Here is a 22,085-nt window from a genome sequence, read left to right as displayed (position 1 = left end):
TGATGAAATATCGTTCAGTGGTGTGGCCGTTCGAGAACTCGGCCACGATGTGCCGCCCGCTGACATGCGCCGTGTCCGTCCAGACCGAGCCGTGCGCGGTCATCAAGTTGAGTACACGGCAGGGGCCTGCATGCAGGTGGGCCGTTACCGCGGCGTGTCCATCGAAAGTGCAGGCGTCACCGCGAACGCGTAACAGGACGTCGCCCTCATCCGCGATCTGCAGGGTCAGTCCGCCACCGTCCAACAGCACCAAGGTGCGCCGCACGCCGGGAAAGGACGAGAAGGCGCCTGTCTGTTTGATATCGGCAAGGCTAAGGCGCCACACAAGCGGGGCGTTGACATCGCTGGGGCAGCGAGCGATCTCGCGGGTGGTGCCGCCGCCGTTGCGCCAGCATTGCACGGGCAGGTCTTGTAGGAACAGGGTGCGAGGCGTGCCGGGCATCAGCGGATCTCCGGGTAGCCGCGCGCGAGGGCCTCGCGCTCCATGTCGATCAATCGTACGTAGCGGGCCGCTTCGGGCAACACGAAGCGCGCCACCCTAGCATCGCGCAATAGCTGTGCGTGCTGCGGATCTTCGTGCATCGTGAGCAAGACCCGCGACAGGCGTGCCGCGGTGGCACTGTCCACATCGGGACCGGCCACTAGCAACGGGTTGGGCGTCCAGGGGGTATAGGCCAGCGTGCGCAACCCAGCCAGTGCATCGGCGTCGTGTACGCGCAGCAGGTCCAAGTACCAGCCGTCCACGGCGGTCAGGTCAATCTCGTTACCGGCCAGTGCGCGCAGCAGGCCGCGCGGATTGCCGTACGGCCCCTTGGACTCGCTGAACAATGCCCCGCCGTGGATTGCCAACTTGGCCAGTACCGCGCGTGGCGCATTCCAGCCGGATTGCGAATCGCGCACCATCCAGCCGTAGCGGCTACCGGCCGCGTCGGCAAGTGTGCACCATGGACTGTCCGCACGCACCAGGAACTCGCTGCGGTAGCGTGGCTGGCCTTGGTAGGCCGGCCAGTCCGGCACGACGCTGGCAACGGCGGTGTAGGCGCGCCCTGCTTGCAAGGCCAGTGCGTAGGGCCAGCCGCACATGAATGCGCCGTACAGCCCGGGCAGACCCCATAGTTCGCCAATGGGTGTCGGCCAGCGGTACTCGACGAATCGCGCGTCCAGGCCGGCACGTGCTTGCGCGGCGCCCAGCAGCGCATGCCAGGCGGCCTGTGCGGCGGGGGCCACGTCGTACATGCGAGTCGAGGCGATGAGTTCCATCATGCGCCTAGGCGAATTTCAGCGTTTGGCCCAAGCCCATTTTTCGCGCCTTCTGAAGCATGGCGTAGCCCAGTGCGATGTCGGTCGTGGATAGGCCGCGATGCCAGAAGAGGATGGTTTCGTCATCGCGCTCGCGACCGGGCTTTGCGCCGGCTACGATCTGGCCGATCTCGGCGTGCAGATTCTCTTCGGTGATACGGTCGCTGTCGACGTGCGCGCGCAGCGAGCCATAGGGCAGACCCTTGCGGCACTGGCCCCAGTCGTCGACCACGACCTTGCTCATGATGTCGGTTAGGCTCAGTTCTACCGCGCTCATGGTGCCGTAGGGCATGACTAACGCACCCGGCTTGATCCATTCTGTCTTGAGCAGCGGCGTGGGTTCTGGCAGGCGCGAGGCCTCGACGATGATGTCGGCGCCGCGTACGCAAGACTCCCAATCGTTGACCACTTTGACCGGCTTGTTTAGGTCCCTGGATAGGCGCTCACCGAAGGCCCTCTGACTTTCGGGACGGCGGGAATGCACCCGGATCTCATCGAAGTCGTACAGGCTATCGAGCAGCCGCACGTTCCAGTACGAAGTGCCGCGCGAGCCGATGTGGCCCAGCACCTTGCTGTTCTTGCGCGCCAGGTGCTTGGCGCCCAAGGCGGTGACCGCGCCGGTTCGCATGTCGGTGATGGCGGTGGCGTCGATGACGGCCAACGGCTTGCCGTTGACGGGATCAAACAGGTTGAGCAGCGCCATCTCTGAAGGCAGGTCGATCTTGTAGTTGTCCACGAAGTCGCTGACAACCTTTACCCCTGCGATATGCAACGGTTCGACGTAGCCGCGCAGCACGTTGAAATGTCCCTTGGCCGAGGACTCGGGCACCAGGTGCATGCGCGGCTCGATGACGGTCTTGCCGCGGCCTTGTGCGTCCAGCGCGCTTTCCACGGCATCCAGGATCTCCGCGTCGGTCAGGTCCAGCGCATGCACGTCGGGCCCGTTAATGTAGGTGATGTCGATGGACTGCATGGTGTCTCCTCGGTTATTGAATGGGTTGAATGCCGGCTTTCTTGACGATGGCGGACCACTTGCGAGTCTCGTCCTGGATCGTACGGGTGAAGTCCGCGCGGTTGGAGCCGGCCGGATCCACGCCCAGACCGGCGAATTTCTGGCGCACTGATTCTTGTTGTACGGCAGCTGCGATATCGGCCTGCAACTTGTCAAGTATGTCTGCCGGGACCTCGGCGGGGGCGACAATGCCATACCAGGAGGTCACGTCGAAACCTGGGTAGCCGCTTTCGGCGACGGTAGGCACGTCTTTCAGTTGTGGCAGACGCTCGGGGCTGGCGACCGCCAAGGCCCGCAATTTGCCGGCCTGAATTTGCGGCAGCACGGTGGACACGCCCGCGAACATCATGTCGACGTTGCCGGCCACTACATCATTGACGGCGGCCGCCATGGCGTTGTACGGAATGTGCCGGATGACTATGCCGGCGGACTGATTGAGCAGTTCCCCGGCCAGGTGCGCGCCGCTGCCAGGCCCGGGTGACGAGTAGTTGAGCTTGTCGGGGTTCTGGCGGGCGTAGTCCACCACTTCTTTGAGGGTCTTGGCAGGTACGCCGTCATTGACCACCAGCACGTTTGGCGAGGTGGCCAGCAATGTCACGGGGGCGAAGTCCTTGGCCGTATCGAAGGGCAGTTTTGTGTAGAGCAGCGGGTTGACGGTCATGTTGCCCGCTGGCGCCAGGGCCAGCGTGTAGCCGTCGGGCTTGGCGCGGGCCACGTAGTCCATACCGATGTTGCCCGAGGCACCCACCTTGTTCTCGATGATGACGGGCACGCCCCATTGTTTGCTGAGTTCTTGTCCGACGATGCGCGGCAGGGCGTCGGCGATGCCACCCGCGCCAAAGGGCACGATGATGGTGACGGGTTGATCGGGATACTTTTCATTGGCGCCAAGCGCCGGCGCCGTGGATAAGACGCTGGCCAAGATGACACCGGTTATGCGGATGGCGAGAGACGTGTTCATGATTTCCCCTATGCAGATCTCACTGCTGTATTGACCCGATACTCACTGTGCGGCGTCGCGGGTCTCTTCAAGAAAGCGGCCAGCACGCGCGATGTCGTCGGCCAACCGCCGGTCTTCCGAAAGAAATGCCACCTGTGCGCGGAACGCCTGGAGCAGGGCACTGGTGCCTTGGCCCAGTGAGCGTTGCGGATCAGCGCGGGTGCGCAGGTCTACGGCCTGCGCCGCGTGCATCAGTTCGATGCCCAGCAGGGTGCGGAGCAGCCGCACTTGCTGTCGGACGCGTTGTGCGGCCAGCGGCGCATTGGTAGCCACGTCTTCGATGTGCCCGGCGACGACCAGCGCATCCGATGACACCGGGTGGGATAGCGCACGTATTTCGGTGGCCAGTGCCGAGACCGGCTTTTGGATAGTGGTGTACGCCAGTGTCTTGCTGTCGGGGGACAAAAAGCGCGACAGTTGCGTAAAGGAAGGGTCGCCCAGGCGCAGTACGCGTTGCGCTGATGATTGCGCGACATGCGAAAGCGCCACGCCAACCGATTCTAGTGGCACGACCCAGACCGTGGGGTCAAAGCCGGCGCTGGGCAGGATGGCTCCGCGTACATTGCCCTGGGTAACGTAGTAACGCGCCTCTTGCGGCGTGACGCCGACGGGCGGCACGGCGTCTAGCGCCACAGTGGGGTTGTCATCTGAGCTATTGATTTGGATGGTCAACTGCGCGTTTAGCGTCCGAAGGGCCTCGCGGGCCGCGCCGTTGACCTGGCTGACAGTGCGAAAGCTCAAGGGATCTTGCAGCCGTCGCTTGTCGTCCACTTGCCAGAGTGCGCTGCCCTTCAACAAGTCGAGGATGCGTCGAGCGGTCTGCTGTTGCCCCGCGTACGGACGCTGGGCTTGCGTGGCCGGCAGCAGGGGCGCGATGTTGCCGTTCAGACCCTCGAGCGACAGGGCCGCGACTTCGTCGGCGCGATCCAGTATCTGCTCGGCATCGTGCGCCCCCAAGATGGCCAGCGCGGCGCCGTACGCATTCGAACTAAGCAGCGATAGCGCGTCTTTGGCGTAAGGCTTGACTGGCTCAATAGCGGCATCGCGCATGGCGCGCGCCGCTGGCATGATCTTGCCGTCGACTTCGACTTGTCCTTCGCCCATCATCGCTAGCCCGATCTGCGGCAGAATGCCGATGTCGGCCTCGCCCACAGATCCCTGACCCAGCACCACCGGCGTCAGGCCCTTGTTCAGGAACGCCACATACTGGCGTACCAGCGCAGGACTCATACCGGTGCCGCCGAACAGCGCCGTGTTCAAACGCACCACCATCGCGGCGCGAACCACGTCGGCAGAGGCCGGTTCGCCGTAGGCCACAGTATGCGACAGCAGCATGCGGTGGTTGAAGGCTTCGGACAGCGCGCGAGCCTGGTCCGATACCGTGTCGCCCGAGAAAATCGTCTGGTCTTTGTTTTGTCCCACGCCGCGGTTCAGACCGTAGACGGGTTGGCCCAGGCGCGCATACTCCAGCAGCAACTCGTGCGAGCGGGCCACACGCCGCCAGGCGGCATCGGTGGGCGCCACGGCCTGGCCGTGACGCGCCACGTCGATCACTTGAGCGGCCGTCAACGACTCGCCGTCCAATGCCAGCGCTGTTTGCCGAACGGAGATATTGGTAGTGGTCTCGTGGTGTTCGGCCACCACGCTGGCGGCGTGGGCGCCAGGTGCCAACAGGGTGCTGGTAATACATGCCAGGGCTATGAACGCTGTGCCGGCTTTAAGCCGCAATGACAGGGGTAGAGTCGGTAAAGCTCGGTCCGCGGACCGTAGGGGGTAGTGCATTACAACTCCTTGGGCGCGAAGGGGGGTAGGGCACTTCTAGGTTTTGAGCATTGGCAGGTCGAGCCCGACGGCTTGGGCGCAGTCGATCGCGATGTCGTAACCGGCGTCGGCGTGGCGCATCACGCCGGTAGCCGGATCGTTGTGCAATACGCGCGCCAGGCGCTGATCGGCTTCGGCCGTACCGTCGCAGACGATGACCACGCCCGCGTGCTGCGAGAAACCCATGCCCACGCCGCCGCCGTGATGCAGCGACACCCAGGTGGCGCCGCCGGCAGTGTTGAGCAACGCGTTGAGCAGCGGCCAGTCGGATACGGCGTCCGAGCCGTCGCGCATGGATTCGGTTTCACGGTTGGGGCTGGCTACCGAACCCGAGTCGAGATGGTCGCGGCCGATCACGATGGGCGCGCTCAGTTCACCCGTTCGCACCATTTCGTTGAAGGCCAGAGCCAGTCGCGCGCGGTCGCGCACGCCTACCCAGCAGATGCGCGCCGGCAGTCCCTGGAAGGCAATGCGCTCGCGCGCCATGTCGAGCCAGTTGTGCAAATGCTTGTCGTCCGGGATCAATTCCTTGACCTTGGCGTCGGTCTTGTAGATATCTTCGGGGTCGCCCGACAGCGCTACCCAGCGGAACGGTCCGATGCCTTCGCAGAACAGCGGTCGGATATAGGCGGGGACGAAGCCGGGGAAGTCGAAGGCGTTGGTCACGCCCTGTTCCAACGCGACTTGCCGGATGTTGTTGCCGTAGTCCAGCGTGGCGGCGCCGCGCGCTTTCAGTTCGAGCATGGCGCGTACGTGTACGGCCATGGATTGCTTCGCCGCGGTCACTACGGCTTCGGGATCGCTTTGGCGTTTGTCGCGCCAGGTATCCATGGTCCAGCCTTGTGGCAGGTAGCCGTTCAAAGGGTCGTGAGCCGATGTCTGGTCGGTCAGGCAGTCAGGCGTAATGTTGCGGCGGACCATTTCCGAGACGACATCGGCGGCGTTGCCCAGCAGACCCACCGAGACCGCGCGATTCTCGGCCCGCGCTTTTTCGACGATCGTCAGCGCATCGTCCAGCGAGGTAGCCTTGACGTCGATATAGCGAGTACGGAGTCGGAAATCGATGCGCGACTCGTCGCATTCCACGGCGATCATGCTAAAGCCCGCCATGGTAGCTGCGAGCGGCTGCGCGCCACCCATGCCGCCTAGCCCCGCAGTGAGAATCCAGCGTCCCTTTGGGTCACCGTCGAAATGCTGATTGGCGACCGCGTAGAACGTTTCGTAGGTCCCTTGCACGATCCCCTGCGAACCGATATAGATCCAGCTGCCGGCCGTCATCTGGCCATACATCATGAGGCCCTTACGGTCGAGCTCATGGAAGTGTTCCCAGGTGGCCCAGTGTGGCACCAGGTTCGAATTCGCCAATAGGACGCGGGGCGCATCGGCGTGGGTCTTGAAGACGCCTACCGGCTTGCCCGACTGGATCAGCAGGGTCTCGTCGGCCTCAAGCCGGCGCAGCACTTCCAGGATCTTGTCGTAGGCAGGCCAGTTGCGGGCAGCGCGACCGATGCCGCCGTACACCACTAATTCGTGCGGGTGTTCTGCGACCTCAGGGTCCAGGTTGTTCTGGACCATGCGATAGGCGGCCTCGATCAACCAGTTCTTGCAGCTCAGGGTGTTGCCCCGGGGCGCGCGGATTTCGCGCGAGGCATCGTGGCGGGTGGGGGTGTTCTCGCTCATGGCTTGTCTCCGTCAGGTTTCTATTGGCTTTGGGCGCCTTGGCCAGGCTGCGCAGGTACGGTGGCGTAGCCGCTCAAGCGGTACGAGTCGCCCGGATGGATCAGGCGGGCGAACGTCGCGATATGAGGGGACGTCCAGGTGCGCCGCAATACCTGCAGGCAGGCCTGTGGGTCTGCGAGGCCCAGCCAGGCGGCGATCTCGGCGTTAGGCAGGATGGCTTCGATGGTGTGCTCCACCGCCGACAGGGGCGCCACGCGGCTCAGATACGCATTGGGCGTTTCGCGGCTGAAGTCCTGCTCGAGGTATCTCGGGGCGGTTTGGGGATTGACGTAGCGGTCTTCCAGTTGCACCGGCACGTCGTTGTCCAAGTGCAAGATGACTGAATGGAAGACGGGGTTGCCGGGTGCGATACCCAGCGCAATGGCGATGCCGTCGGTGGCCGTGTCTTGTTCGAGCGTGATGATGCGATTGCTGTAGCGGTGGCCTCGTTCGGCGATCTCGTCCGCAATGTTGCGTACTTCCAGCACGGGCAACATGGGCCGGCGTTCAGCCACGAAAGTGCCCACGCCCTGGCTGCGCACGAGCATGCCGTCCTGGGTGAGTTCGAGGATGGCGCGGCGCGCTGTCATGCGTGACACGTCGAACTGGGCGGCAAGCTGGTTCTCGGAGGGCACCTGTTCATTGACGGCCCACTGGCCCGACTCGATGTGCTCAATGATGTGCCGCTTGATGCGAGCGTAGGGGGCGAGGGGCAGGTCGCGGAGTGCGGCATTCATAGAGGGCTTCCAACAGGGTCATCGATGGAATGATTTAACTTGGATATACAAGTATAGTCAAGTAAACTTTCGTCCTATGCTTATTCAGAATAAGGAGCCGTTCCATGGCGCATCCAGGGACCGACAGGATTTGGGATACGTTGATTGTCAACGCCCGGCTGGCGACCTTCGCACCGGAGCGCGAAGGCGACTACGGCGTGGTCAACGATGCCGATGCACTGGCGATTGACCAAGGCCGCATCGTCTGGATCGGCGCTGCGGCCGACCGGTCAGCCCGGCATCAGGCAGCGGTCACGATCGACGCTGGTGGTCAGTGGGTCACACCGGGCCTGATCGACTGCCATACGCATCTGGTCTACGCCGGCTCACGTGCGCGTGAATTCGCGTTGCGCTTGAATGGCGCCAGCTACGAAGAAATATCGCGTGCGGGCGGCGGCATCGCCTCTACCGTACGCGCCACTCGCCACGCCAGCGAGTCCGCACTTATTGAGCAAGCTCGGCCGCGGCTGCGGGCGTTGATGCGCGAGGGGGTCACTACAATCGAGATCAAGTCAGGCTATGGTCTGAATCGCGACACCGAGCTGGCAATGCTGCGCGCCGCGCGTCACTTGGGCGAAACTGAGGCAGTCACGGTGCGCACGACCTTTCTGGGTGCGCACGCTTTGCCGCCCGACTATGCGGGCAGAGCGGATGCTTATATCGACATTGTTTGCGACGAGATGCTGCCTGCGGCAGCCGAGGCCGGGCTGGTCGATGCCGTGGACGTCTTCTGCGAAAACATTGGCTTCGATGTCGCCCAGACTGAACGCGTGTTCAAGACCGCCGCTGCACTCGGACTGCCGGTAAAACTGCATGCCGAACAACTGAGCAACCTGGGCGGCAGCGAACTGGTGGCGCGGTACGGCGGCCTGTCATCGGATCACCTGGAGCACCTGGACGAGGCGGGCGCGCGTAGCCTGGCCGCTGCCGGTACGGTGGCGGTGCTGCTGCCGGGCGCCTATTATTTCCTGCGTGATACCCATACGCCGCCCATCGCTTTGCTGCGCAAGCACGGTGTGGCGATGGCGGTGGCCTCCGACTGCAATCCCGGCACCTCTCCCTACGCGTCGCTGCTGCTGATGCTGAACATGGCGTGTACGTCGTTCCTGATGACGCCAGCCGAAGCCCTTAACGGCGTGACACATGTGGCGGCGCGGGCTCTGGGCATGGACAAGGACATTGGTAGTCTGGCCGTGGGCAAGCAGGCCGATCTGCTGTTCTGGCAGGTGGCCGATCTGGCCGAACTCTGCTACAGCTACGGCACGCACCTGCCCACTCGCGTGTTGCGCGCGGGCGTTGCACGTAGCGCCTAAACCTTATCAACCCTGCACCGCTGGACATTCCAATGCGCTATTTCGCAAGCTCTGCATTATTGCCCGATGGCTGGGCCGACAATGTCGTCCTGGATGTGGACGAGGGCGGCACGTTGCGGGGCGTCGCGCTCGGGCAGGACTGCCCGGCCGATGCCGAGCGCTTGGGCGGCTTCGTGGTGCCGGGTCTGGCCAACGTACATTCGCACGCCTTCCAGCGCGCCATGGCTGGCCTGACCGAATTCAGGGGGCATTCGCAGGACAGCTTCTGGACGTGGCGCGACCTGATGTATCGCTATGCCTCGCGCATCACGCCCATGCAGATGGGTGACGTAGCGCGCTGGCTCTATATCGAGATGCTTAAGGCCGGCTATACCGGTGTGGCCGAGTTTCACTACTTGCATCACGACGTCGGCGGTGTGCCCTATGCGCCGGCAGGCGAAATGTCGCACTGCCTGCTACGCGCGGCAGAAGATACCGGTATCGCCATTACTCTGCTGCCCGTGCTGTATGCCTATAGCGGCTTCGGNGGNNGGCCNNCCNCCGACGGACAGCGTCGCTTCCTGCACGATCTGGATGGCTACGCGGTCCTGCTTGCCGACTTGCATACCGAGTTGCGCGGCACGTCGCGGGCACGTCTGGGCATGGCCTTTCATTCATTGCGTGCGGTGGACGCCACGCAGATCGCCGGCGGACTCCAGGCGCTGAACGCGCTCGACCCACAGGCGCCCGTGCATATTCATATCGCGGAGCAGACGGCCGAAGTGCAAGACTGCGTGCGTTGGTCGGGTCTGCGGCCGGTGCAATGGCTGTTCGCGCACGCCCCGGTCGATGCGCGTTGGTGCCTGGTGCACGCCACGCACCTGGACGATGCCGAAATTGGTCAAATCGCGGCCAGCGGTGCGGTGGTAGCTATCTGCCCCAGTACCGAGGCCAACTTGGGCGATGGTTTTTTTCCCGCGCGACCGTACCTGGATGCGCCGGGACCATCGAACTGGGCCATCGGGTCGGATAGCCACATCACGGTGGATGCGGCCGACGAGTTGCGGCTTCTGGAGTATGGCCAGCGTCTGCTCTATCGGCAACGCGCCGTGCTGGCCAGCGCGACCTGCCCCTCTGTCGGTCGCAGCCTGTACACAGGCGCCGCGATCGGCGGCGGGCAGGCGCTGGGCCGCGATTGCGGTCGTCTGGTCGTTGGCGCACAGGCCGACTGGGTTGTACTTGATCCCGTTCATCCGGCCCTGGCGGGCCGGCGTGGCGATGCCGTGCTGGACAGCTGGATCTTCGTAGGCCAGCGCGCTTGTGTGCGAGACGTGATGGTGGGAGGGCAGTGGCAGGTGCGCGAAGGACGGCACACGCAAGAGGAGCAGGCTTACCAGGCGTTCCGTCGCGTAATCGACAGCCTGCGAGCGAATTCAGGCTAGCATTTTTGTCACATGCTCTCCGAGCTCGCGGTTGACTGCCCGATCACGCGCATCCCAGTCAGGTGGCGGATTTCCCCTGCCCGACTTGCTCTAAACACGCGATAAGCACCGTCGTCGCTTTCATAGGCGCGCTTGCAGGGACAAACCTACTCGAGCTTGATACCCGCTTCGTCGACCACCTTCTTCCATTTGTCGATCTCTGTCTCCAGCGCGCGCTGAAAGTCCGCGGGTTGACTGCCGACGGTCTCGATGCCATCCTGCGCCAGCCGTGCTTTGAGTTGCGGATCGGACAGCACTTTCACAATCGCGGCGTGCAGGGTCTGGATCACCGGTTGGGGTGTGCCGCTCGGCGCCAGCACCGCATGCCAGGCCGATGCTTCGTATCCGGGCAGGCCGGCTTCCTGTACCGTGGGCACGTTGGGCAGCAAGGGAGAGCGGCGCGAGCCGGTAACGGCCAGCGCCTTGACGTTGCCGGCTTCGGCTTGCTTGGAGGCGGACGCCGCGTCGCCGAAAGTCATGTCGACTACCCCACCGACCACGTCCAGCAAAGCTGGTCCCGCACCCTTGTACGGGACGGGAATGACCGAGATGCCGGCTTGCCGCGTGAAGAGTTCAACCGCCAGGTGTGATGAGCTTCCCTGTCCGGCTGTCGACAGCGTGAGCGTGCCGGGCTCGCGCTTGGCAAGCTCGATCAACTCGCGCAGATTGGCGACCGGTAGTTTGTTCTTGACGGCCACCACATAGGGATAGCTGGTCAATTGGGTGATGGGGGCAAAATCCTTGCGCGCATCGTAGGGCAGTTTGCTGTAGACGGCGGGATTGATGGCGTTCGGGCCGCTTTGGCCCAGCAGCAGCGTATAGCCGTCGGGGTCGGCCTTGGCCACGGCGTCGGTGCCGATGATGCCGCCCGCCCCTCCGCGATTGTCGATGATGAATGATTGGCCGAGTTGTTCGCCTACGCCCTTGAATACCAGGCGAGCCACGATGTCAGCGCCGCCGCCGGCGGCAAACGGCACGATGACGCGCACGGGTCGTTCTGGATAGGCCGCCTGGGCCGCCGTTGCGCCCAGCAAGGCAGCAGCGCCCATGAGCAGTCGCGGGAAGAGGCCGTGTGCCGCCACTTTTAGTAAATCAAACATGAGGAAATCTCCGTGTGCGGTTAGTTTTTTTGATTAATGTCTGGCAGACTGCGTCAATGCTGCTCGCGCTCATGCTTTGCCGGCGGCCTGGCCGCGCACTTGCACACCCGCTGCTTCTTCGACGTAGCGAATGATCTCGGTCAGGTCGGCGTCGTTGCCGAACTTGTCTCGTGTATCGTCGACCAAGCGGCGAGCCGCATCGCCGACCCGCAGGGGCACGCCCAACTGTTCGCTTTCTTCCAGGCATAGGCGCACATCTTTGGCCGACAAGCCGATCGCAAAGCCAAAATCGAAACTGCGCGTCAACACGAAGCGCGGAATCTTGTCTTCCGATGCATTGGTGCGGCCCGATCCGGAGTTGATGACCTGCAGCATGACGTCCGGATCCAGGCCAGCCTTTACGCCCATGACCATTAATTCTGAGGTAACACTCAATGCCGTTACGGAGATGAGGTTGTTGATGACTTTCATGGTTTGCGCCATGCCGGCTTGCTCGCCGACGTAGACTGACTTGCCCAGTGCGGCAAACACTTCTTGCAGGGCGTCATAACGGGCACGTGGACCGGAAATCATCAGAGCCAGCGTGCCGCGTTTGGCGCCCGTTACACCGCCGCTGACTGGGCAGTCGATGCTGTCTATCTTCAATGCCCCCAGGCCGTCGGCCAGCATGCGCGCCGCTTGTGAACCACTGGTGGACAGGTCGACCACGGTGCGCACGACGCTGCCGCGGGCCAGGCCTTCTTCGCCCAGCGCTACCTTCAACACGATATCGGGTGTTGGCAAAGACACTAGCACAGTGGCCGCGGCATCAGCCACGGCCTTCGGGGATGAGGCGATCTGGGCCCCTTTGGCGGCCAGCGCCTGTAGTGCGTCGGGCTGGGTGTCGTAGATCGTCAAGGTGTAGCCGGCGTCGAGCAGGCGTTCGGCCATGGGGTGGCCCATGCGGCCGATGCCCACGAAGCCTAGATGTTTTTCCGTCGTCATGATGCGTCTCGCTGTCGTAAAGGTGATGTAGGGTCGATCGCCACCCGGAACCGCTATGCGGCCGTCCAGCCACCGTCGATAGGCAGTGTCGCGCCGGTAATGTCGCGGCCGGCCTCGCTGCACAGGAAGATGACCAGGGCGGCTACGTTTTCCATCGAGACAAACCGGCCTGTGGGCTGGCGCGTCGCCAGGTAGTCGCGTTCGGCCTGTTGCGGCGACACACCGGTGCGCTGCGCAATCTCGGCGATACGGTTGACGATGGCGGGTGTGGGCGCGGTGCCAGGCGCGACGGCATTGCAGGTAATCCCGCTGGCCGCGGTTTCGACGGCCAACGCGCGGGTCATCCCCAGCAAGGCCGTCTTGGTGGTGACGTAGCCAATCCGGTTAGGGGTTGCGCCAGCGCCATACACCGAAGATAAATTGATGATGCGGCCCCACTGCTGGGCCAGCATGCCGGGCAGCGCCAGGCGCGCCAGATGAAAGGGCGCCGAGAGATTGACCGCCAATGACTCGTCCCAATGCTGGCGGGGCAGTTCGTGTGCGGGCTCAAAGTGACGGATGACCGCATTGTTGACCAGGATATCAACACGGGGAATATCGTCGAGCGCCTGACGCATCATGGCCTCGACTTCGTCGACGTTGCGCAGGTCCGCATGCAGCAGCCGCACCTGGGTGCCATGAGCGCTGGATAGCGTCGCTTGTGCGTGACGGGCGGCCTCATCGACGTGCAGGCAGTGCATGATGATGGACGCGCCCGCAGCGGCAAGGGCGTCGGCAATGGCATAGCCCAACCCGGCCTCTGCGCCCGTGATCAGGGCATGTCGCCCTGCAAGCGGGGTGCTCATCCGAGCGCTCCGCCGCCGGTCGTGGGGGCGACATCCAGGCGGACGATCTTTCCTTGCAAGGCGGGTTCCGGGGCAGGGTAGCGCAGCATGACCTGGGGATCATGCCCGGGCACGATATGGTCTTCCGATTCTGCCAACTCACGCACGATTCGGTAGCCCTCCAGCATGTCGCCGACGTTATAGACAACCGGGAAGGGGGCGCTATTACCTATGTTGCCGTAAAGGTGGCTGGCATCGGACGCCAGCACGACCCAGCCACGCTGCGTCCAGACCCGGACGATCTGCAAGCCTCGGGTGTGGCCACCGACCAGGTGCAGCGTCAGGCCAGGCGCCACTTGCGCCGTCCCGTTGTGAAATGTGACGCGGCCCGCATAGAGCTTGCGCACATATTGCACGATGTCTTCGACGTCGTAGGGATGGCGCAGTGGCGCGTGGCACATGCAGCGCCCGGTGACGTAGGTGGGTTCGGCGTCCTGCACATGGAAGGTCGCGGCCGGAAAATCGGCCAGCGTACCCGCGTGATCGTAGTGCAGGTGTGTAAGAATGACGTTTTGGACCTGGGCCGCATCGATGCCCAGCAAGGCCAGGCCGGCGGAGGGCCGCATGAACAGCTCGCGACCGCGCTGGCGCGCCGCCTCTTCGCCAAACCCGGTATCGACCAGATAAATCTCGTCGCCGCGGCGCAGTACCCATACGTAGTAATCAAGGTCGGATTCAGCGTCGTGGAAATCGACCTTGCCCAGATAGTTGTCCGCCGCTATGCGTCCGGCATGGCGGGCATAGCGGATCGCAAACACGTCGAAAGGTGCGCAATTCACAGTGTCTCCTCGTTGAGAGTGCGTTTTTATAAATACAATAGGATTGTATTATAGTAATACGTAATGTGGTGGCAAGTGGATGTTCCGCTGCCCCGCTTTACTCAACGGAGACACCATCATGGCATTGCGGCCTGAATTTCAAAGCGAGCAGTTTCAAAAGGGCCTGGAAGTCCGCCGATCCGTCGTGGGCGACGTCTATGTGGACAAGTCGCTCAACGGGGCCGACGATCTGACCGCTCCGTTGCAAAAGCTGGTTACAGAGTACTGTTGGGGAGAAGTCTGGACCCGCCCCGGGCTTGAGCGCAAGACGCGCAGTTTCTTGAACCTGGCCATGCTGATTGCGCTGAATCGGCCGAACGAACTGCGCTTGCATATGCGCGGCGCGATCAATAACGGTGTAACCAAAGACGAGATCGTCGAGGTGGTGCTGCAGGCGGCCATCTATTGCGGCGTCCCCGCCGCACTGGACGCCATGAAAGCGGCACGCGAAGTGATTACCGACATGGAAAAAGAGGGCGCCTTTGGCTAACCGGCCTGAGCGTGGCGCTTGCGTTGCCGGTAATGCGTGGCCGCATTGTCGGCCGCGGGCCAGGGCACATTAACCTTGCATCGGGCCGTGGCGTCAGTCGACCGCGGCCGCGTGTTCCATCGAACGCTGCAGGATAGCGATGGCAACGCTGGCGGCATTGCGCACGTGCAGGCTGCCTGCCTTGCGGGCGGCCCTGGCATTCCGTGCCTCTAGGGCCTGCAGCAGGTCGGAAATCTCGGCCACGCTGTGCTTGGCGCGGCCCGGCGCTTGCATCGACGTCGAGCGCAGCAGCATGACACGCGAATTGAGTAGGCGCAGGGTGGAGGTCAGGGCTTCGTTGCCTGCACCATCAAGCAACTGCTGATAGAAGGCGTTCTTGGCGGCGATCTGTTCCAGCGCGGTGCCTCGTGTCAGCGCGCGCTTGAGCAATTGGAAAGCCTCGCGCAGGGCATCCAATTGGGCGTCGGTGGCTTCTTGCGCAAACAGTTGGCAGGCCAGGCCTTCGAGTTCTTCGCGGACCTGATAGATACCGCGGGCCTGCTCCGGCGAGAGCCGCTCAACCACCGGACCGCGATGCGGGATGACGATGATCAGCCCTTCGGATTCCAGTTGGCGCAGCGCCTCTCGCACCAGGGTGCGACTGACGCCGGTCATTTCGCAAAGTTCGCGTTCGGGCAGGCGTTCACCCGGGCGAAAGCGGCCGACCAGGATGGCATTGCGAATGCTCTCGGTCACGCTATGCCGCAGCACGGATGCAACGCGCTGGACTTTGAAATTGTCTTGGGGCTCTACGGAGGAAGTCATGCGTTCGTGATGCCGAATGAAAAAGGTGTCCGTCGCGCGCCAAGCGCCCCGGACACCGGTGAAAGGGTAGCCCTGATCAATTGTTTGCAGTCTTGCCCAGCACCTTGCGGATACGCTCAAGGTAGGCAGGGCCATCGAATCCTACTTGCTGGGCACGCTTGTTCCATGCGTCATAGGAGGGGCCGATGTATTGCTTTTGCATTAGTTTAGCCCGTTCTGCCTCGGGGGCGACCCAGAACGTCACGCCCTTCTTTTCCATTTCCTGTTTGGCATTGTCGACAAAGACGTCGTAGTTGCCAAAAGCCTCTTGTTGCAGTGCCTCCATCGCGCCCTGTACTTGTTCCTGCACGTCTGGCGGCAATTTCTGCCAGCTGTCGGGATTGACGAGGATGGCCCAGCCGTTCACCGGACCCAGACTCCAGTTCTGCACGTTCTTGGCAATGCGCCAGAATTCCAACGCGCCGCCTACGCAGGTCGAGATGAACAGGCCGTCGATCACGCCGCGTTCCAGCGCGGGAAATATCTCGGTGGTGGGCATGGCGACCGGCTTGCCGCCCAGAGCATTGACCACTTCGGCGGTCTGCGGGTTGTGCACGCGCAGGCGCTTGCCCTTGAAATCCTCGAGCTTGTGGATAGGATCTTTGGAGAACAACTGCTGGGTGCACCAGGCGCCTTCCGCCAGTACGATGGCGTTCCATTTGTCCTTCCAGATCTTGCGCGTGTCTTCGCACCAAAAGGCGTCGCAGACCTGCTTGTATTCCTTGATGTCGTTGATCAGCCCGGGCAGGTTAAAGATGCCCATGCGCGGCTCGTCGGCGGCAAGATAGGTGTGCAATGCCGCGCTCATATCGACGCGACCCTCTCGTACAGCCGTCGCTATCTGAGCGGGCGGCACCAGGGAATCGCTGACGGTGACTTTGACCTTGCCGTCGGTCGCCTTGGCAACCCGTTCGGGCACCGAGGCGGTAAGGATGGAATAGCCGTCTCCCGGGGCGGTGATGACGGACATGGTCAGGTCGTAGGTCTGAGCGGCCGCGACGCCACTCCAGCTTGTGGCGCAGAGCGCCGCCGCCATGAGCGCGGCACAAAGGCCGGCAGGTTGCCGGATGTCTCGGGTCATAGTGCTCCTCCTGGTAGTAATGCGCAGTGCGCTGTAAGAAATTCGAGCATGCAATAATACAATATGCATATAATATCGTCATAACATAATTCCAGATGGCTCGCTCCGTCAGGGAAAACCACCAGCACGCAGGGCGTGCCAAGTAGAGGAGACCCCAATGAGCAGCATCGAGATATCAGCGCCGATGGCGCCGATGGAGGTGGAGGTGTTTTCCGGCGCCTCGCCTTATCCCTTGGCGACGACGCATGACTTCAGTCTGATTCGCGCAATGGCTGCCCTATCGCGGGCGTCTGGTACGGTGGCCACGGTGGCACTGATACTGATGGCATTTTCGATGTGCTACGAGATTTTCTCTCGCTATGTCTTGAACTCGCCGACCGCTTGGGCAACGGAAATTTCCGGCTATTTGCTGGTCGCCACCGTGTTCTTCGGGCTGGCGGCGGCGCAGGCATCCAATTCGCATGTCCAGGTAGAGCTCTGGGTCGATCGGTTGTCGGCGACCGCGCGACTGCAGGTCGAGCTGCTGTGCCAGTGGCTGGCCTTGCTGTTTTGCGTGGTGCTGGCCTGGCAGATGGCGAGCTTCAATGCGCGCGAGTACGTCAACGACACCCGTGATTGGGGGTTGTTGTCCACGCCGCAATGGATACCGGAGTTGGCCGTTTCATTGGGCCTGTTGACCTTTTGCATGTCCATCCTGGTCGACCTTTATCGTCTTAGCCCGCCGGCAGCGGTCTGGCGTCGCTGGCTGGCACCGGCGGCGCTGGCGCTGATGGTGATGCTGCTGGCGGGCCTGGGTGCCAATGCGGTGCCATTGGCCGGCACACGCCTGGATTGGGGCATGGCGCTGATCGCACTGGCGTTTACGGTCAGTGTATGGGCATGGAGCGGTGGCCGCTGCCTGCTCCGCGTTCTGGCTATCGTGGGCGGCTGTGCCGTGCTGTATGCGTTGGCGCGCGGCCAATCGCTGGGCTGGTTGGCGGCTCTGTTAGTGGCCAGCATGATGTTGCTGCTGTTTCTCGGCGTGCGTATTGGCGTCGCACTGGGTCTGGTGGGGCTGTTCGGTGTGTACTTCCTGTTGTCGCGCCCGCAATTGTCTCTGCTGGCCGAGCGCGCATGGAGCAGCACCAATACTTTTACGTTGACCGCCGTGCCAATGTTCATTTTTATGGGCGGGCTGTTGCTGCGCAGCGGTATCACCTCTGGGATGTTCGATTCCCTGGTGCGCTGGTTTGGCCGTGCGCCCGGTGGCTTGGCGCATGCCTCGGCCGGTGCGTCGGCGGTGTTTGCCGCCGTTTCCGGTTCCAGCCTGGCCACGGCCGCGACGCTGGGCAAGGCGGCCTGCCCCGACATGATCGCGCGCGGTTACAGCCCCAGGCTGACCTATGGCGTGGCGGCTGGCGGCGCCACTCTGGGGATCCTGATTCCCCCCAGCATACCCATGATTATCTATGGGACCACCGTTGGTGCGTCCGTGACGCACCTGTTCCTGGCGGGCATCATCCCTGGCCTAGTGTTGATGGGATGCTTCATGCTGGGCGTGCTGGTCTGGGCATTGATGGTGCCGGGCGCGGCGCCGGTAGCCCGGTCGTACACCTTGCGCGAAAAAATGGGAGCATCGCGCAGCATGATCCCATTCGTGGTCATTATCGGCGCGGTGCTGGGGTCCATGTACGCCGGTGTGGCCACGCCCACCGAGGCGGCGGCTATCGGCGCGGTCAGCGCATTCGTGCTGTGTCTGTTGCGGCGTCAGCTGACGTGGAAAGCGCTGATCGAAATAGCGCAGGATTCGGCCAAGGTGACGGCGCTCTTGCTACTTATTGTGGTGGGCGCAAGTATTTTCAGTTGGGTGTTTGACTATTTGAGGCTGCCTCGCGAGGTGGTCAACCTGATCGAGGGCGCGGACGTTCCGCCGGTGTTGGTGATGGGCGCGATGGTGCTTATCTATCTGGTGTTGGGGATGTTCGTCGAGTCGATCGCTATGATGCTGATGACCTTGCCCGTTACCTATCCGATCGCGATGGCGCTAGGCTTGGATCCGATCTGGTTCGGCGTGTTCCTGGTATTGATGATCGAGGTCGGGCTGATCACCCCGCCTGTCGGCATGGTGCTGTTCGTGCTTCGCAGCATGAACGAGAAGGCGCGCTTTACCGATATCATGCGTGGGGCCTTGCCGTTCGTGCTGATCATCCTGCTGTTCCTGGGGCTAATCTATGTGTTTCCGCAGATCGTGATGTGGCTTCCTCAACAAGTGAGTTGACATTGAAACAAGCAGTCGTACCGTGGACCGATGCACCGACAGTCAGCGCCGCGCTGGCAGACTTTGTTGCCACCAACCGCTGGGAGGACGTGCCGGCGAAGGTGCGCCATGAGGCGCGCCGGTCGTTGTTGAACTTCTTTGCCGTGGCGTTGGCGGCTGCCCGCGATCCCGCGCTGGACATCGCCAGCCGTGTCTACGGGCGCTTTTCCGCCGGCCCGCTGGCGACGCTGGTCGGACGGGCTCAGCGCGTGGACATGCTCAATGCCGCCGCCCTGAATGCCATGATGGCCAACGTCTATGACTTTGACGATACGCATCATCCGACCATCATCCATCCTACTTCGCCTATTGCGCCGGCCCTGTTCGCCTTGGCTGAGAGCCGCCCGGTGACGGGCGCCGAATTGCTGCATGCCTTTATCTTGGGCGCGGAGGCGACCTGCCGGATTGGCAACGCGATATCGCCGGAGCACTATGCTCGCGGCTGGCATATCACGTCGACCTGCGGCGTGTTTGGATCGGCCATGGGCGTGGCCCGCTGCCTGAACCTGACGTCGCGCCAGAATTTGCATGCGCTGGGTGCGGCGGCGGTTCAGTCCGGCGGCTTGGTCGAGGCATTGGGTACCTCGGCCAAGAGCATCAGCGTGGGTAATGCCGCGCGCAATGGGCTCGTGGGCGCCTTGCTGGCAGCCGAGGGTTTCGATGGCCCGGCGCGGCCATTGGAAGGCGAGCGCGGGTTTCTGCGCGTGGTGGCCGACGCGCCGGTATTCGGCGCTATTTCGCAGGGGCTGGGCGAGACGTGGGAACTGCTCAACAACGCCTATAAACCGTATCCCTGCGGTGTTGTGTTGAATCCTGTGATTGACGCCTGCCTGGCACTGGCTGCCGATGCGCGTATTGCCGGCGGCGGCTGGAACCGTATCACGCGCATCGCACTGACGGGACATCCCCTGTTGCGCCAGCGCACGGACCGGCCGGGTGTTACCACGGGACGCCAGTCCCAGGTAAGCGCGCAGCATGCCGTGGCGGTCGCGTTGGTACGGGGGAGCGCCGGCTTGCCGGAGTTCTCGGACGAGGCGGTCGCCGATCCGGGACTGCAAGCCCTGGGCGCACGATTGACGTTCCATGACGACGACACCATGTCCGTCGATGCCGTGAAGCTGCGTATCGAATTCGATGACGGCACCATGTTGCACCGCGACGTCGACGCCGCGCGTGGCTCACTCGCCCGTCCGCTCGAAGATCGTGAATTGGAAGAGAAGCTGCGCGAGCTGCATCGCCACGGTGGGGCGACGGTGGATGTCGAGCGGTTGATCGAGGCCGTCTGGTCGCTGGACAAAGCGCCGGATGCCGGCTTTGTCATTCGCGTGGCCGGTGGTGGGTTCGATGGCTGGAAGTAATCCAGGCAGCAGGAAAGGATGAAAAAGTCTTGTCTGTTGGCCCTCGCCGGGTAGGGCCCGGGCAACAAGTCAACCTCGCGTGGCATATAGCTAAGCACCTCGCGAGCGCATCGCGCAATTAGATCCATCTGCGGACCTTGGCGCAGTAGGCTTCGTAGTCGGCGCCAAAGTTTTGTTTAAGAAAACGTTCTTCGGGCTCGATCTGATAGCGGTTCATGTAAACGATGAAGGCGGCGATGCCCAATAATGAAGATATGTTCGCCAGGTAGACCGCCCAGCCTATCAGTACGATAAGCCCGCCCAGATACATGGGGTTGCGGGTGTACTGATAAACACCCGCGGCAACCAGCGCGGATGCTCCGCCCGGGTTCTTCGGGTCGGCGGTGGTTCTCGCGCGGCTCAGGGCGATAGCCCCTGCAGCGCCGGCGGCCAGCCCAATCAGGCCGATGATGATGGCCACGGTCGAGTTGCTGATAGCCGCCACTGTCAGTGTGGGAAAGAGGGCAGCCAACAGCCTCATGAGCGCGCCTGCCCCGAGCATGACAAAGGGTGGGTAAATAAGCATTTCGAGCGACTTCATGGGTGGCTCCGGGATGGGTAGAAAAATGGGTCATGCCGGTGTCTGGGATGCTATTGCCGTCTGCTTGCCAACACGTGGTCGTATAGATAGCGGTTTTCCCAGACCTGAGATGGTTATTGTGAGCGATTGAGGTTGCTAAATTAATGCGCCGTCGATTCGTTGAGAAGCGTCTCAGGTTGGCTTGCGCTGAGACATCACCACAGATCTAAATTTCGTCAGTCATGAATTATTCACATGGTTATTTTTAATAATAAGATCAATAAGATAAATTGATTGCGGCTGACATCGCCTGTATTTTTATTGATACTGGCGGGAACTTTTTCGAAGTTGTTTTTTATCTGTCACGATGAACTCGTAAGATCGCTCCCTTTAAAACTCGATGTGCTTTGGTCGACGTTTTTGTTTGTTTCCGGTAATGATGGAGCGTTTCAGAAATGAGCGAGTTCTGTTCCAGCTCGTGGCTGGTGTTGCGCACGAAGAGCCGACATGAAGGCGTGGTGGAACGCGCTTTGCAACTGAAGCAAATTACTTCGTACCTTCCCACGCAGAGATTGATGCGGCAACGCCAAGGGCGCAAGAGAGAGGTTGAACTACCGCTTTTCCCTGGGTACGTGTTTGTCCGTCCGCGTGACGATCAGTACGAAGGCATGCGCTACATCAGGGGGTCATGCGGGTTGATTCTTTCATCCAATAGCACTCCTGCAACAATCCCGGAGCAAGATCTCGAGGCTGTGCGTGTGTTGGTCAATCGTTGTTCTAGTGTGTCGGTTGACGATGGGTTGGTGGAAGGCCAGCGTGTGCGCGTCATAGACGGGCCACTTGCGGGAATCGAAGGTGAGTTGGTCCAGATAAAGCAACAACATCTGCTGGTGCTCAACGTAGAGTTGATCAACCGCAGCGTGCGTGTAGAAGTGGATAGGGATCTGATAGCGGCGCTTTAAGCCGCATCAATGGCAGGCTGAAGGCGGTGAGGCCGCCTGAGTACATGTAGTGCAACAGGCTGTTTGTGGCTCCCGGATGGGACGTCACACGGCGGAGCTTTTGTCCAGTGAATGATGAAGCGCCACTCCTGGTTTGTTTGTGAGAACCGGGGGGCTGAGCAAATGGGCACCGTGGTCAATGACCCGTCAATCAATACGATGACGGCGAACACTGCACCTCTCGAGTTTCCTCTTTTTGTCCCGATACCTTTTCGTTATCCGAAGCGCCCTGGCTAGTTGCCTCGGTCTGCCCGGGTTCGTTGGTATGTCC

At 62.2% G+C, this 22,085-nt stretch carries 20 protein-coding genes and 1 pseudogene; 7 read left to right on the top strand and 14 right to left on the bottom strand.

Annotated elements, in window-relative coordinates; all coding sequences use genetic code 11:
* Positions 1-16: 16 nt before the first annotated feature.
* From ACNAZS_RS19000 to hutC, 7 genes and pseudogenes are all read right to left on the bottom strand, one after another.
* Positions 17-442: pseudogene (locus tag ACNAZS_RS19000) on the bottom strand (HutD/Ves family protein); the annotation flags it as partial.
* Complete coding sequence (locus ACNAZS_RS18995; RefSeq protein ID WP_415792061.1) at positions 442-1,263, bottom strand: phosphate/phosphite/phosphonate ABC transporter substrate-binding protein; 822 nt, start codon at positions 1,261-1,263, stop codon at positions 442-444. The gene ACNAZS_RS18995 and the pseudogene ACNAZS_RS19000, both read right to left, overlap by 1 nt.
* A 4-nt stretch (positions 1,264-1,267) precedes the next feature.
* Positions 1,268-2,272 carry an ornithine cyclodeaminase family protein gene (locus ACNAZS_RS18990; protein WP_415792060.1) on the bottom strand — a complete coding sequence of 335 codons (1,005 nt, stop codon included), beginning with the start codon at positions 2,270-2,272 and terminating at the stop codon, positions 1,268-1,270.
* Between the two features lie 13 nt (positions 2,273-2,285).
* Positions 2,286-3,272: a Bug family tripartite tricarboxylate transporter substrate binding protein gene (locus tag ACNAZS_RS18985; RefSeq protein WP_415792059.1), complete on the bottom strand. Its 987-nt coding sequence runs from the start codon at positions 3,270-3,272 to the stop codon at positions 2,286-2,288.
* Positions 3,273-3,314: 42 nt separating this feature from the next.
* Positions 3,315-5,093, bottom strand: coding sequence for an HAL/PAL/TAL family ammonia-lyase (locus tag ACNAZS_RS18980; protein ID WP_415792058.1), 1,779 nt, complete (start codon positions 5,091-5,093; stop codon positions 3,315-3,317).
* Positions 5,094-5,129: 36 nt separating this feature from the next.
* Positions 5,130-6,812: a urocanate hydratase gene (hutU, locus tag ACNAZS_RS18975; protein WP_415792057.1), complete on the bottom strand. Its 1,683-nt coding sequence runs from the start codon at positions 6,810-6,812 to the stop codon at positions 5,130-5,132.
* A 20-nt stretch (positions 6,813-6,832) separates the two neighbouring features.
* On the bottom strand, positions 6,833-7,588 hold the full coding sequence (hutC, locus tag ACNAZS_RS18970) for a histidine utilization repressor (protein WP_415792056.1): 756 nt from the start codon (positions 7,586-7,588) through the stop codon (positions 6,833-6,835).
* Between the two features lie 104 nt (positions 7,589-7,692).
* On the opposite strand from hutC, the gene hutI reads away from it, so the two are divergent.
* From hutI to ACNAZS_RS18955, 3 genes are all read left to right on the top strand, one after another.
* The gene (hutI, locus tag ACNAZS_RS18965) at positions 7,693-8,940 is read left to right on the top strand and encodes an imidazolonepropionase (RefSeq protein WP_415792055.1); all 1,248 of its coding nucleotides are present in this window, start codon (positions 7,693-7,695) and stop codon (positions 8,938-8,940) included.
* 32 nt (positions 8,941-8,972) lie between these two features.
* Positions 8,973-9,466 (top strand): amidohydrolase family protein (locus ACNAZS_RS18960; RefSeq protein WP_415792054.1); only part of this gene is annotated, 494 nt, incomplete at its 3' end.
* Positions 9,467-9,480: 14 nt separating this feature from the next.
* Positions 9,481-10,361 (top strand): amidohydrolase family protein (locus ACNAZS_RS18955; protein ID WP_415792053.1); only part of this gene is annotated, 881 nt, incomplete at its 5' end.
* Between the two features lie 146 nt (positions 10,362-10,507).
* Here the strand turns inward: ACNAZS_RS18955 and ACNAZS_RS18950 are convergent.
* From ACNAZS_RS18950 to ACNAZS_RS18935, 4 genes are all read right to left on the bottom strand, one after another.
* Entirely contained in the window at positions 10,508-11,500 is a 993-nt protein-coding gene (locus ACNAZS_RS18950) for a Bug family tripartite tricarboxylate transporter substrate binding protein (protein WP_415792052.1), read from the bottom strand.
* A 69-nt stretch (positions 11,501-11,569) separates the two neighbouring features.
* Positions 11,570-12,484: an NAD(P)-dependent oxidoreductase gene (locus ACNAZS_RS18945; RefSeq protein WP_415792051.1), complete on the bottom strand. Its 915-nt coding sequence runs from the start codon at positions 12,482-12,484 to the stop codon at positions 11,570-11,572.
* Between the two features lie 53 nt (positions 12,485-12,537).
* Positions 12,538-13,329 carry an SDR family oxidoreductase gene (locus ACNAZS_RS18940; RefSeq protein WP_415792050.1) on the bottom strand — a complete coding sequence of 264 codons (792 nt, stop codon included), beginning with the start codon at positions 13,327-13,329 and terminating at the stop codon, positions 12,538-12,540.
* A complete protein-coding gene (locus tag ACNAZS_RS18935) occupies positions 13,326-14,147 on the bottom strand; it encodes an N-acyl homoserine lactonase family protein (protein ID WP_415792049.1) in 822 nt (273 codons plus the stop codon). Before ACNAZS_RS18935 ends, ACNAZS_RS18940 begins: the two co-directional genes overlap by 4 nt.
* A 118-nt stretch (positions 14,148-14,265) precedes the next feature.
* On the opposite strand from ACNAZS_RS18935, the gene pcaC reads away from it, so the two are divergent.
* Positions 14,266-14,676 (top strand): 4-carboxymuconolactone decarboxylase, encoded by a 411-nt coding sequence (gene pcaC, locus ACNAZS_RS18930; RefSeq protein ID WP_415792048.1) that lies wholly within the window; start codon positions 14,266-14,268, stop codon positions 14,674-14,676.
* Between the two features lie 93 nt (positions 14,677-14,769).
* Here pcaC and ACNAZS_RS18925 read toward each other — a convergent pair whose 3' ends face one another.
* Positions 14,770-15,480 (bottom strand): GntR family transcriptional regulator, encoded by a 711-nt coding sequence (locus ACNAZS_RS18925; protein ID WP_415792047.1) that lies wholly within the window; start codon positions 15,478-15,480, stop codon positions 14,770-14,772.
* A 76-nt stretch (positions 15,481-15,556) separates the two neighbouring features.
* Positions 15,557-16,600, bottom strand: a complete 1,044-nt coding sequence (locus ACNAZS_RS18920) for a TRAP transporter substrate-binding protein (protein ID WP_415792046.1) — start codon at positions 16,598-16,600, stop codon at positions 15,557-15,559.
* A 157-nt stretch (positions 16,601-16,757) separates the two neighbouring features.
* Here ACNAZS_RS18920 and ACNAZS_RS18915 point away from each other — a divergent pair, with 157 nt between their 5' ends.
* Positions 16,758-18,857 (top strand): TRAP transporter large permease subunit, encoded by a 2,100-nt coding sequence (locus ACNAZS_RS18915; protein ID WP_415792045.1) that lies wholly within the window; start codon positions 16,758-16,760, stop codon positions 18,855-18,857.
* A complete protein-coding gene (locus ACNAZS_RS18910) occupies positions 18,854-20,254 on the top strand; it encodes an MmgE/PrpD family protein (protein WP_415792108.1) in 1,401 nt (466 codons plus the stop codon). The genes ACNAZS_RS18915 and ACNAZS_RS18910 overlap by 4 nt, the downstream gene beginning before the upstream one ends.
* Before the next feature lie 118 nt (positions 20,255-20,372).
* On the opposite strand, the gene ACNAZS_RS18905 is transcribed toward ACNAZS_RS18910, so the two are convergent.
* On the bottom strand, positions 20,373-20,834 hold the full coding sequence (locus ACNAZS_RS18905) for a methyltransferase family protein (RefSeq protein ID WP_415792044.1): 462 nt from the start codon (positions 20,832-20,834) through the stop codon (positions 20,373-20,375).
* A gap of 434 nt (positions 20,835-21,268) precedes the next feature.
* Between ACNAZS_RS18905 and ACNAZS_RS18900 the strand changes: the two genes are divergently transcribed.
* Positions 21,269-21,775: a UpxY family transcription antiterminator gene (locus tag ACNAZS_RS18900; RefSeq protein WP_415792043.1), complete on the top strand. Its 507-nt coding sequence runs from the start codon at positions 21,269-21,271 to the stop codon at positions 21,773-21,775.
* The last annotated feature ends 310 nt before the right edge of the window (positions 21,776-22,085 follow it).

It is taken from the genome of Bordetella tumulicola, from assembly GCF_965138755.1.
Lineage (GTDB): Bacteria > Pseudomonadota > Gammaproteobacteria > Burkholderiales > Burkholderiaceae_B > Bordetella_A > Bordetella_A tumulicola.
Note: the sequence above shows the minus strand (reverse complement) of the source record. Positions and strands in the feature narration are given on the sequence as shown.